This window comes from Yersinia rohdei ATCC 43380 (assembly GCF_000173775.1).
Taxonomy (GTDB): domain Bacteria; phylum Pseudomonadota; class Gammaproteobacteria; order Enterobacterales; family Enterobacteriaceae; genus Yersinia; species Yersinia rohdei.
Window position 1 is genome coordinate 1 of the sequence record NZ_ACCD01000056.1, and the last position, 11,966, is coordinate 11,966.

Here is an 11,966-nt window from a genome sequence, read left to right on the forward strand (position 1 = left end):
TAGGTTATAATTCCCGAGGCAGCAACCGCTGTCGTCTTATGAGGAACAAGCATGTCTACCACTAGCAGCGTCCGGTTACGCCCACTGGAGCGGGATGATCTGCCGTTTGTCCACCAGTTAGATAACAATGCCAGTGTAATGCGCTACTGGTTTGAAGAACCTTACGAAGCTTTTGTCGAGCTGTCTGATCTGTACGATAAACATATCCATGATCAGAGTGAACGCCGGTTTATTATTGAAGGCTTGGGGGTAAAGGTCGGCTTGGTTGAGCTGGTTGAAATCAACCATATTCACCGCCGTGCTGAATTTCAGATTATTATCGACCCGGCTCATCAAGGCCAAGGTTATGCTGGCGCAGCTGCAAAACTGGCGATGGAATATGGTTTTTCGGTACTGAATTTGTATAAACTTTATCTTATCGTTGATAAAGAGAATGAAAAAGCCATCCATATTTATAGCAAATTAGGTTTTGAATTGGAGGGTGAACTAAAACAAGAGTTCTTTATCAATGGTGAATACCGTACTGCAATTCGTATGTGCATTTTCCAGCCGCAATACTTGGCTAAATATAAAACGCCATCGATAAAGAGTGCTTAATTTATTGGGGCCATACGGCCCCAGTCTGGTTATCAGTTTTCAGCCATAGGTCCGTTTGCTGTGCTTAGTTCAACAGATTTAATAATGTAATGTTATCATTCGCATTTACCGCATCGATGTTTGATAACAAAAGATCTTTAGCGCCGCTATTGTGTATTCTGAAAACATTGTATGAGTAAATAATATTAATAATATCGTCTTCGCTCAATGACTTATTGTATATAACAAAGGCACTGATAACTGATTTAATAATGAAGAAATCTATCACATAAGTATAAAATTCTTTATCTAGCGCATCAGTTCCATTGAGTCCGAATCGGTTATTATAGAAGTTATACTGGAATAAATTGCGTAAAATATGCGGGTGTTGATTAAGCAAAGGCATAACCTGCTCATTCCAGGTAGAGCTTAAGGCCGCCATGCGCTCATCTAACTGTTCAACATCAACTTCATTCATTAAATGATGAATCAAGAAAGCCATATAATTAAACAGTGTTTTATGCCCCCTACTTTTTCGGATTCTTACTGTACGCCGTTGAAATATCATCAAAAAATGCCAGCGTGAATTTGCATTATAAGGAATATTCGTCATTTCTTGACTAATTTCACCTGAGGACAATTTGTGATGAATAGCCTCATACAAAGCCGACACTGTCGGTACTTTATCTTCTAACGTTTTATCTATATCTTGACAACAATGAATGAAAACATTAATTGCATAAATATTTTCTTCAAAATTTTCATTCGGTACCAGAAGGAGTTGATTACAATAATAGCTAATCACTTGCCCAGTAGAATTAATTTCTCTATTGTTGAAATAATTTTTCTGCTTTATCACTTCGTGATTAAGAGTAAATGCATTGGGATCAAACAGAACTAATCGGGTTACCTCTGGGCAGGATAGAGTCAGCGTATTAAATTTTTCAGATTTGTACTGGAAGCTGCTGCGGGGATAAGTTGAGCATGTTTCACTCAAGGCTTCGCTACCCATAGTTTTGTGAATCCCACACAAACTGGCTTCATCAAGATAGGGGCAATTACCATCTTCCCTGAAACCCATTGTAGCCCAGTTATCCGTACTGGTTCGTGTCACTGAAATATTCTTGATGGCGATATTTCTAATCGTTGAATTTTGGCTATTTTTATATTTTCGATAGGTATTTTTATCTATGCTAATAGTCCAGTCTTTACAGCAATGATCACGACAAGCTGAACCGATGCAACTGAAATTTTTAACAAAATCCGGTTGAATAATCTGTAATTCTTTCACGAGATAGAGTCCTATTTATCACGGCTAATTTACAGATAACAAGCGGTACATTCTTGGGTTAACTTAAATTATTTTTAAAATTATTTCATACCAATAAGGATAATATTGAGACGTCGGCTCTCGTCGCCAAGTCTGTCAGGCGCTGTTTGAACTCTTGGCTTACATCCGTAGTAGACTCACGACAGGCATGGTAGGAATAAATAATATCAATCATTTCATCTTCAATAAATTGACCATTTTTAATGAGATGCGCAGTGAGTAATATTTTTAAAAAAAAGTAATCAATAACTTGTAAGTTAAATACCGAAACTGCATTTCTCTCTCCCATAGCCAATTGGTCATGATTAATACGATAGAGAAGATAATGACGAAATACTGCATTTTGCTCTGGGCAAGAAAGCCATTTCTGTTGTTGCCATAAGTAATTAAGATTATAACTAATAGGTTTAGTCGTGGTGTTATCCAGCAAAGTGGCCGCATAAGCTTTAAGTGTCTTTTTCCCACGAACTTCAGGGAGCTGTGCAATAAAATCGCGAAAGCAATCCACGAGTTCATTGTGTAGCTCCGTTGTACTATCCATCGACTTCAATTGCTGGGAGACATGCCCTGATGTCAGCATCTCAATTAACTCAAGGCGCAGATTGTCTATCTCAGCAATTTTAGCTCTGCTTCCATCATTAGTAATGGGGTGAGTGTGCAATAAACGATTTATTACCCACAGAATTTCCTCTATGGAAGACTTATCACTTGCGACGGTAATAGCGGCACAGGCGCGATTAACCAACCGCTCCTCAATAATAATATCCGGTGCTTTATAATAGTCATATTGGTTAATAGTGGAAAACCGTAGCGTCAAAGCATTGGTCGAAAATAATACCTGCCGGGTAACTTCTGGGCAGGAAAGTGACATGCTTTTAATTTTCTGTTTCTTATAAATATGCTCAACCAGAGGATAAGTAGCGCAGTTATTACTCAATGCATTCGCACCCGCATGTTTATAAATCTGGCATAATCGCTGCTCATCGAGGAACGGGCAATTCCCTCGACTATCAGGGCTAAAATTGGCCCATGCCGCGAGACTGGCCTGAGTGACAGTTATTTCGGCGACAGCAATGCGCTTAATCTCTGAATAGGGGCTTTTGATATATTTTTGATAACGGTTTCTATCAAGGGTGACATGCTGATTTTTACAGCAGTGTTCTCGACAGGTTGTACCTGCACAGCGAAATGTCTCCATAAAATCAGGCTGGGTTATCAGTAATTCTTTCACTTAAAACGTCCATTTAATAGTCACCTAAATAACGGACGACACATGAAAGTGTAAACTTAAATCACAATAAAAAAATGAAGCGAACACCTTAGAAGCGCCTTTGCGGCCCTACGCGACTAAGATGTGGCTGGTGGATAAAGGAATAAAAAAGAGAGGCGAAAGTTAACCGTAACGCCCAGTGATATAATCTTCCGTCCGCCGCTGCTGTGGCGAGGTAAATAAAGCATCGGTATCATTATATTCCACCAGCCCTCCTTGATGGATAAAGGCGGTATAGTCTGACACCCTTGCTGCCTGCTGCATGTTATGAGTCACTAATATCACGGTATATTGTTGTTTTAATGTGGTGATCAGTTCTTCAATAGTCAGGGTCGAGATAGGGTCTAGCGCCGATGTTGGCTCATCTAATAATAAGATTTGTGGCTCAATAGCAATGGCTCTGGCTATGACTAAACGCTGCTGCTGCCCACTGGAAAGACGAAAGGCATTTTCGCGCAGTCGGTCTTTTACTTCGTGCCACAAAGCAGCCGCTCGTAAGGAGCGCTCGACAGCCTCATCAAGTACCCGTCGGTCACGAACTCCCTGTAAGCGCAGACCATAAACCACATTCTCATAAATTGATTTAGGGAATGGATTTGGCCGCTGAAACACCATACCGACCCGCCGGCGCAATGCGGCAACATCGGTCGTTTTATCAGTGATGATTTCATTGCCAAGGCGAATTTCGCCTTCAAGGTGGCAGTTATCCAGCAAATCATTCATACGATTAAAACAGCGCAATAAGGTTGATTTACCACAACCCGATGGGCCAATTAGGGCGGTAACCCGGTGCTTAGGCACATTAAAGGAAATATCATGCAGCACTTGTTTGTCGCCATAAAATAAATTGAGCTTTTCAACCGCCAGCGCAGTTTGCTCGTGAGTCAAATGCTGCACATCCAGCAGTGGCAGCGAATCCGGCATCAAAAGTCCCATATTTCGTCCTGCGGGTTAAAAAGTTCTGTCATAGCATTAAACCACGGTATTTTTCACGTAAATGATGGCGAATACCAATAGCCGCTAAATTAAGCCCCACCACAATAATCACCAACAGCAACGCGGTGGCGAAGACTAATGGCCGCGCGGCTTCCACATTGGGGCTTTGGAAGGCCATATCGTAAATTTGGAAACTTAAATGCATAAATTTGCGTTCCAAATGCAGATAGGGGAAAACGCCATCAACCGGCAATAATGGCGCTGATTTTACTACGCCAACCAGCATCAAAGGGGCGGTTTCTCCCGCAGCTCGCGCCACAGCTAAAATGAGCCCGGTAATCATTGCCGGGGCCGCCATGGGTAGCACAATATGCCACAGGGTTTCGGCTTTGCTGGCCCCTAACGCCTGCGAACCTTGCCGCAAACTGACCGGAATGCGGGAAAGCCCTTCTTCGGTGGCAACAATCACGACGGGTAATGTCAATAAAGCCAGTGTTAATGCTGCCCATAACACGCCCGGAGTCCCGAATGTCGGGTTGGGTAGCGCTTGTGCATAAAACAGTTTATCCAGCGAACCGCCTAATAGATAAACAAAGAAACCCAGGCCAAATACCCCATAAACGATGGATGGCACCCCAGCCAGATTCACCACAGAAATACGAATCATGCGGGTCAGCCCGTTTTTACCCGCATATTCATGTAAGTAAACCGCCGCAATCACCCCTAATGGCATCACCACGATGGACATCAAAATCACCATTAACACTGTGCCAAAAATAGCCGGGAACACGCCACCTTCAGTATTGGCATTGCGAGGGTTATCACTCAGAAACTTATGGGTTTGTGCTGCCCAATGGTGCAGTTTCTGTAGGAAACTCATGTCATTGGGATACCAAGCGCGAGTAATCTGGCTGAGTGAAACAGGATGAATTTGCCCATTCATATCCTGCAACAGCAGGGTATAGCGGTTTTCATCCGTTTGCAGAACGCGCAGTTTTTCCATCAATGCTTGGTGGTGGCGTTGTAATTCACCCCACTCGGCATTGAATCTGTCTTGTGCTTTGCTGTCGAATTCAGCGGTCATTTGCAGGCGTTTTTTCTCGAGTCGCAGCGCCTCAAACTGTTGATTGAGCATGTTCATTTGGCGGAACTGAATATCTTTGGACTGCTGCACCAGTGCTTGTATCACCGGAATACGTTTTTGCAATTCCTGAGCTAAATTATCGCCCACCAATGGCTGGCCATTGTCCTGCATACCCGCCAGAAAACCATAAGCGGTGCCATGCTGTTGCCTTTCTACTACCAGCAAATCCTTCGGCTGGCTGCGCTGTTGAATATCGCTATCCAGCAGCCGGTGGAAATCTTGCCCTTGTATCTCGCGGTTACCGGTTTTAATCAGATAACGCGTGACTGTCTCACCCGCGGCTGGCGGCAAAATAATGCCAGATTGCTCCAATTGCTGGCGTGACAAAGACTGTTGCTGATAAATCTCACCAATGACCTTGACCGGGCCGGCGGCAGTTTGCTTAAGTTCAAACAGGTAAACTGGGCTCGGCCAGAAATAACGCATTCCCTGGCTGACCAATAATAAGACCACACCCAATAAGGCCAACAGGCTGATGCTGACCGCCCCGGCCGTTAACCAAATCCACGGCGAACCTGTTGCAAACCATTTTTGGGTAAAACTCGGTTTTATGCTCCTTGTCATCACCCAACCTGCTCCATCTGATAGCGTTCACGTAATCGCAAGCGGATGGATTCTGCCAGCGTATTGACCAAAAACGTGAAGCAAAACAGCACTAAAGCGGTCAGAAATAGCACCCGATAATGCCCGCTGCCCACCACCGCTTCTGGCATTTCAATTGCAATATTGGCCGCCATTGCTCGCAACCCTTGGAAAATACTGCCATCAATAATAGGTGTGTTGCCGGTTGCCATCAGCACAATCATGGTTTCGCCCACGGCACGACCAAAACCAATCATCAGGGCGGAGAAAATACCCGCATAAGCCGAAGGTAAAACCACACGAACTAGCGTCTGCCAGGGAGTGGCCCCCAACGCCAATGACCCTTGGCTCAGTGACGGCGGCACACTGAATAAGGCATCTTCGGCGAGTGAGAAAATAACCGGGATCAGAGCAAAGCCCATCGCGATACCGACCACTAATGCATTGCGCTGGGAATAGTTATCACCCAACCATTCATTTACTGGCATTCCCAAGGTCAATACCGCCAGTTGTGGCCCCAGCCACCATGCTAATCCGCCCGTGAGCAAGATAACTGGCAGTAGAATAATGACATCCCAGCCCGCTGATAATTGCCGTTGCGTTTTTGCTGACCAGCGCGCACTACACCAGCCGCAGCATAAAATAGTCAGTGCCAGCAATGGCGGCAGCAACAAAATACCCGCCAGATAGTGTTCAATAACCGGTGCCAGCCAAATACCGGCAATCAAGCCGATAACCACCGTCGGGAATGCGCCCATCATCTCAATGGAGGGTTTAACCACGCGGCGCAGGCCAGCCGACATAAAATAGGCGGTATAAATCGCGCCCGCCAATGCCAGTGGCACCGCGAATAGCATGGCATACCCCGCCGCCTTTAAAGTTCCGAAGATAATCGGAATAAGGCTGAATTTGGCCTGATAACTTTCATCCACTGAGCTCGACTGCCAGACATAGGCCGGTTCTGGATAGTTTTCATACCAAACTCGCTGCCATAAGCTGCGCCAGCTTATCTCAGGATAGCGATTATCTAATGAGTAAGTTGACCAACCCGCCCCATGTTCGACCAGCAAATTATCGCCCCAAGGGGAGAATGCGGCATGGGTAACTCCCGTGGCCAGTTTATGCTGCAATAGCGGTGCTGACTCAATGCTGGAGAACAGTGATAACTCGCCTTGAGGCGATAATGAAGCAAATACCCGGCGAGTATTTTCGGTAGTTAGTAAGCCCTTACCTGCGGGAGTAAAACTGCGAATGCGCGTCAAATGATACTGATTTCCAGGGGCTTTGGGCACATCAAACCATTGGGTTATCACCCCATCAGGTGCTTGAACTAACAGTGATTTCCCCCCCGCTAATAAAGAAAGTTGCAGTGGCCCGGTTAAGGCGTGCGGGTCAGCCACTAAAGGCACGACTTCGCGCAGTGTCAGCTCCGGGCCAAATTGGTAAATAAACACTTGATGGCCCGATAAGAGATATAACCAGCGCCCATCGGGTGCCAATAACAATTGGTCGATAGTTTTGGGCGCATGGGGCAATTCGCTAACCTGCTGCCCTTGAGCGGTAAAGGTTCCGGTTATCAGACGGCCATCTTCGGTGGTGGCTGCCAGGGAAAACTGTTGCGGTTGCGGCTCAGCCACCACCAGTTGCGTCAGACGCTGGCCTTGTAAATCCATATAGCGCGGCTGTTCACCTAGCGGAAATTGCCAACGTGGAGGGGTGGCCGAAAAGTCCGGTTGCAGCAGAACAAAACGCCCATTACTCAGACCAATGCTGTACAAAGGTTGCCTGCCCGCAGCGCGGCTAATTGACACCGGTGGCGGTGATAACTGTTGTTCACTGATTAGGCTCCCCGCAGGAGATTCGCCCTGGGCTTTGAGTCTAATAAAATAACCTTTGCCGGTTTCATCAATGCGATAACCCACCTGCCCTGAAGCATCAACGCCCAATGCAAGAGTGGCTCCACTGCCAGCCACAGTGAAGGAGGCGGGTGAATTGATTGAGGCCGGTTTAAACAGCGGCAAGGCGGCATATAATAAATAAATGAAAATCAGCATTAATGTCAGTAAAACCAACCCGCCACTGCCCGTGACTATCACGCGCACCAGACGTTCAATAACAGCCCGGCGCTTATCTCTCCCTGATTGTAGTATTCCGCCAGATTGTTGCATAATCTTCAATTGCCCCATGCCCTTAGGCGAAATCCAGTCTATATTGTTATCAATCCAATCGCCCATCTATACCTTAAGATGACCGAATATCTTATGTCAGTTTTGTGGCGTTTGCATGACAATGTTGTTGATGACTGTCTGATAATTTTTTGGCTGCTGTCTGATAAAGTTAACTAATGATATCTGTTGGACTTTCTTGTCAATCTTTCGCAATAATGATTGTGGACACTAAATACTCCCACAATAATCTTACTGGAGTTGCAATGGGTCAGGAAAAGCTCTACACCGAGAAAGAACTCAGTTGGTTATCTTTTAATGAGCGGGTATTGCAAGAAGCGGCGGATAAGAGCAATCCACTCATTGAGCGGATGCGGTTCCTTGGCATTTACTCCAATAATCTTGATGAATTTTATAAAGTTCGTTTTGCTGATTTAAAACGGCGTATTTTGATTAGTGAAGAGCAAGGCTCTGCCGTGACCTCGCGCCATTTACTGAAGAAAATTCAAAGCAAAGTGGTCAAAGCCGATCAAGAGTTCGACGGGTTATATAACGATTTATTGTTGGAAATGGCCCGTAATCAAATCTTCCTGATTAATGAGCGGCAAATTTCCGAAAATCAGCAAGTCTGGCTAAAGCTTTATTTTAAACAGCATTTACGCCAGCACATCACGCCTATTCTGATTAACCATGACACCAATTTGGTGCAATTCTTAAAAGACGATTATACCTATCTGGCAGTAGAAATTATCCGTGGTCAGGAAATTGCTTATGCCCTGCTAGAAATTCCTTCCGATAAAGTTCCGCGTTTTGTTAATTTGCCACCAGAAGCCCCTCGCCGCCGCAAACCAATGATATTACTTGATAATATATTGAGATATTGCCTGGATGAAATCTTCAAAGGCTTCTTTGATTATGATGCACTAAATGCCTATTCCATGAAAATGACCCGTGATGCGGAATATGATCTGGTCACTGAAATGGAATCGAGTCTGTTGGAATTAATGTCATCGAGCTTAAAACAGCGCCTAACCGCTGAACCGGTGCGCTTTGTTTATCAACGTGATATGCCCGATGAAATGGTAGAATTGCTGCGCGGCAAACTGGGTATTTCTAATGATGACTCGGTCATCGCCGGTGGTCGTTATCATAATTTCAAAGACTTTATCAGCTTCCCTAATGTAGGCAAAAGCAATCTGGTTAACCGCCCAATGCCACGTTTGCGCCATATTTGGTTTGATAAATTCCGCAATGGTTTTGATGCCATCCGTGAGCAGGATGTGCTGCTGTATTATCCGTATCACACCTTCGAGCATGTGCTGGAATTGCTGCGCCAGGCTTCATTTGATCCGAGCGTGCTGGCGATTAAAATCAATATTTATCGCGTTGCGAAAGATTCCCGCATCATCGAGTCAATGATCCATGCGGCACATAATGGCAAGAAAGTCACCGTGGTGGTGGAATTACAGGCGCGCTTTGATGAAGAAGCCAATATTCATTGGGCCAAAAGCCTCACTGCTGCTGGCGTACACGTTATTTTCTCCGCTCCGGGTTTGAAGATCCACGCCAAGTTATTCTTGATTTCCCGTCTTGAAAACGAAGAAATCGTGCGCTATGCCCATATTGGCACCGGTAACTTTAATGAGAAAACAGCGCGTATTTATACCGACTATTCTTTATTAACCGCAGATGCCCGAATTACTAATGAAGTGCGCCGGGTATTTAACTTTATTGAAAATCCTTACCGCCCGGTCAAGTTCGATAACCTGATGGTTTCACCACAGAACTCGCGCTTAATGCTGTATCAGTTGATTGACCAGGAAATTATTCATGCTCAAGCCGGTGAAAGCGCCGGGATTACCTTGAAGATAAATAATTTAGTGGATAAAGGTCTGGTAGATAGGTTATATAGCGCCTCCGGTGCGGGAGTAAAAATACGGTTATTGGTACGTGGGATGTGTTCTTTAATCCCAAATCTGCCGGGGATCAGCGATAATATTCAGGTCACCAGCATCGTTGACCGCTTTTTAGAACATGACCGAGTTTACGTCTTTGAGAATAAAGGCGACAAACTGGTGTATCTCTCTTCTGCTGACTGGATGACTCGCAATATTGATTACCGTATTGAAGTGGCTGTTTCATTGCTAGACCCAAAATTAAAACAGCGGGTGCTGGATATTTTAGAGCTGCTGTTCAACGACACCGTGAAAGCCCGTTATATTGATAAAGAACTGAGTAATCGTTATGTACCGCGTGGCAACAGGCGCAAAGTACGTGCACAGATTGCCATCTATGATTATTTAAAAGCGCTGGAACAACCAGAGCAGTAAGGCGAAAACTATGCCGCTAACCAACAATTCGACTACCACAAAACCGCAAGAAATTGCCGCTATTGACTTGGGATCTAACAGTTTCCATATGGTAATTGCCCGCGTCGTTAACGGCGCGTTGCAGGTTTTAGGCCGCTTGAAACAGCGCGTGCACCTGGCCGATGGTCTAGATAGCAATAATATGCTCAGCGAAGAAGCCATCGAGCGCGGATTAGCTTGTCTGGCGCTATTTGCCGAGCGCTTGCAGGGATTCTCACCCGATAATGTCTGTATTGTCGGGACACACTCCTTGCGACAAGCGGCTAATGCGGAGACTTTCCTCAAGCGCGCAGCTGAAGTTATTCCTTATCCGATCGAAATTATTTCCGGGCAGGAAGAAGCGCGTCTGATATTTATGGGCGTCGAACATACCCAACCAGAAAAAGGCCGCAAACTGGTAATTGATATTGGTGGCGGTTCAACCGAGTTGGTTATTGGCGAAGATTTTGAACCATTACTGGTAGAAAGCCGCCGTATGGGGTGTGTCAGTTTCGCCCAACAGTTTTTCCCACATGGCGAAATCAGTAAAACAAATTTCAAGCGCGCCCGTCTGGCTGCGGCACAAAAGCTGGAAAATCTGGCGTGGCAATACCGGATTCAGGGTTGGCAATATGCACTGGGCGCCTCCGGCACCATTAAAGCCACCTATGAAGTCTTGGTTGAGATGGGAGAGAAAGACGGGTTGATTACGCCCGAGCGCCTTGAAATGTTGGTTGAGCAAGTGCTGCAATTCAAACATTTCTCCGCGTTAAGTTTGCCGGGGTTATCCGAAGACCGCCAATCTGTCTTTGTTCCCGGTCTGGCTATTTTATGTGGCGTCTTCGATGCTTTAGCAATCAAAGAGTTACGTTTATCAGATGGTGCCCTGCGCGAAGGGGTGCTATATGAAATGGAAGGCCGTTTCCGCCATCAGGATATCCGTCAGCGTACGGCACAAAGTCTGGCAGAGCATTATAATATTGACCGGGAACAGGCCCGCCGAGTGTTGGAAACCACCGAGCAACTTTATACCCAGTGGTTAGCGCAAAACCCTAAATTGGTACAGCCGCAGCTTGAATCTTTATTAAGATGGGCGGCTATGCTGCATGAAGTTGGCCTGAGTATTAATCACAGCGGAATGCATCGCCATTCAGCTTATATTTTGCAGAACACCAACTTACCGGGTTTCAATCAAGAACAGCAATTATTGTTAGCCACCTTAGTGCGCATGCACCGCAAGGGGATTAAGCTGGATGAACTGCCGCGCCTGAATTTATTCAAGAAAAAGTATTATTTACCTTTAATTCAATTATTACGGTTGAGTACCTTACTGAATAATCAGCGTCAGTCGACCACCACGCCGGAAAGCCTGCGGCTGATAACAGATGACGGTCACTGGACATTGCGCTTCCCAGCGGGTTACCTCACGCAAAATAATCTGGTACAACTAGATTTTGAACGCGAACAGGCATACTGGGATGACGTGGTTGGCTGGAAGCTCATTATTGAAGAAGAAGCTGCAGAAGAAACTAAAACTGAAATTGAAGCGCCCGATGCCAAAATATAATTAAAGTTAATCCCAAATCACTTACAACAGTAAGTGATTTGGGTGAGT

Annotated in this window: 8 protein-coding genes; 3 read left to right on the plus strand and 5 right to left on the minus strand. The window is 45.4% G+C overall.

Annotation, left to right across the window (positions count from 1 at the left end; all coding sequences use genetic code 11):
* Positions 1 to 51: 51 nt before the first annotated feature.
* Positions 52 to 597, plus strand: a complete 546-nt coding sequence (gene speG / locus YROHD0001_RS00370; RefSeq protein ID WP_004716862.1) for a spermidine N1-acetyltransferase — start codon at positions 52 to 54, stop codon at positions 595 to 597.
* 64 nt (positions 598 to 661) lie between these two features.
* Here the strand turns inward: speG and fliB (YROHD0001_RS00365) are convergent, their stop codons facing one another.
* The 5 genes from fliB (YROHD0001_RS00365) to YROHD0001_RS00355 all read right to left on the minus strand — a co-directional run bounded on the left by fliB (YROHD0001_RS00365) (position 662) and on the right by YROHD0001_RS00355 (position 8,024).
* A complete protein-coding gene (gene fliB, locus YROHD0001_RS00365; RefSeq protein WP_004716863.1) occupies positions 662 to 1,867 on the minus strand; it encodes a flagellin lysine-N-methylase in 1,206 nt (401 codons plus the stop codon).
* Between the two features lie 85 nt (positions 1,868 to 1,952).
* Positions 1,953 to 3,137 carry a flagellin lysine-N-methylase gene (fliB, locus tag YROHD0001_RS0118955; RefSeq protein ID WP_004716864.1) on the minus strand — a complete coding sequence of 395 codons (1,185 nt, stop codon included), beginning with the start codon at positions 3,135 to 3,137 and terminating at the stop codon, positions 1,953 to 1,955.
* A gap of 162 nt (positions 3,138 to 3,299) precedes the next feature.
* Positions 3,300 to 4,112: a phosphate ABC transporter ATP-binding protein PstB gene (gene pstB / locus YROHD0001_RS00360; RefSeq protein WP_032818489.1), complete on the minus strand. Its 813-nt coding sequence runs from the start codon at positions 4,110 to 4,112 to the stop codon at positions 3,300 to 3,302.
* 28 nt (positions 4,113 to 4,140) lie between these two features.
* Positions 4,141 to 5,820 (minus strand): phosphate ABC transporter permease PstA, encoded by a 1,680-nt coding sequence (gene pstA / locus YROHD0001_RS0118960; RefSeq protein ID WP_032818491.1) that lies wholly within the window; start codon positions 5,818 to 5,820, stop codon positions 4,141 to 4,143.
* Positions 5,820 to 8,024 (minus strand): ABC transporter permease subunit, encoded by a 2,205-nt coding sequence (locus YROHD0001_RS00355; RefSeq protein ID WP_086023450.1) that lies wholly within the window; start codon positions 8,022 to 8,024, stop codon positions 5,820 to 5,822. Before YROHD0001_RS00355 ends, pstA begins: the two co-directional genes overlap by 1 nt.
* Positions 8,025 to 8,269: 245 nt before the next feature.
* Between YROHD0001_RS00355 and ppk1 the strand changes: the two genes are divergently transcribed.
* Both ppk1 and ppx read left to right on the plus strand, forming a co-directional pair.
* The gene (ppk1, locus tag YROHD0001_RS00350; RefSeq protein WP_004716867.1) at positions 8,270 to 10,333 is read left to right on the plus strand and encodes a polyphosphate kinase 1; all 2,064 of its coding nucleotides are present in this window, start codon (positions 8,270 to 8,272) and stop codon (positions 10,331 to 10,333) included.
* Between the two features lie 10 nt (positions 10,334 to 10,343).
* The gene (gene ppx / locus YROHD0001_RS00345; protein WP_004716868.1) at positions 10,344 to 11,918 is read left to right on the plus strand and encodes an exopolyphosphatase; all 1,575 of its coding nucleotides are present in this window, start codon (positions 10,344 to 10,346) and stop codon (positions 11,916 to 11,918) included.
* Positions 11,919 to 11,966: the final 48 nt, after the last annotated feature.

Coding starts and splice junctions, on each gene's coding strand:
- pstB (WP_032818489.1), bottom strand. CDS start 4,112: ATGGGACTTTTGATGCCGGATTCGCTGCCACTGCTGGATGTGCAGCAT.
- ppk1 (WP_004716867.1), top strand. CDS start 8,270: ATGGGTCAGGAAAAGCTCTACACCGAGAAAGAACTCAGTTGGTTATCT.
- pstA (WP_032818491.1), bottom strand. CDS start 5,820: ATGACAAGGAGCATAAAACCGAGTTTTACCCAAAAATGGTTTGCAACA.
- speG (WP_004716862.1), top strand. CDS start 52: ATGTCTACCACTAGCAGCGTCCGGTTACGCCCACTGGAGCGGGATGAT.
- ppx (WP_004716868.1), top strand. CDS start 10,344: ATGCCGCTAACCAACAATTCGACTACCACAAAACCGCAAGAAATTGCC.
- YROHD0001_RS00355 (WP_086023450.1), bottom strand. CDS start 8,024: ATGGGGCAATTGAAGATTATGCAACAATCTGGCGGAATACTACAATCA.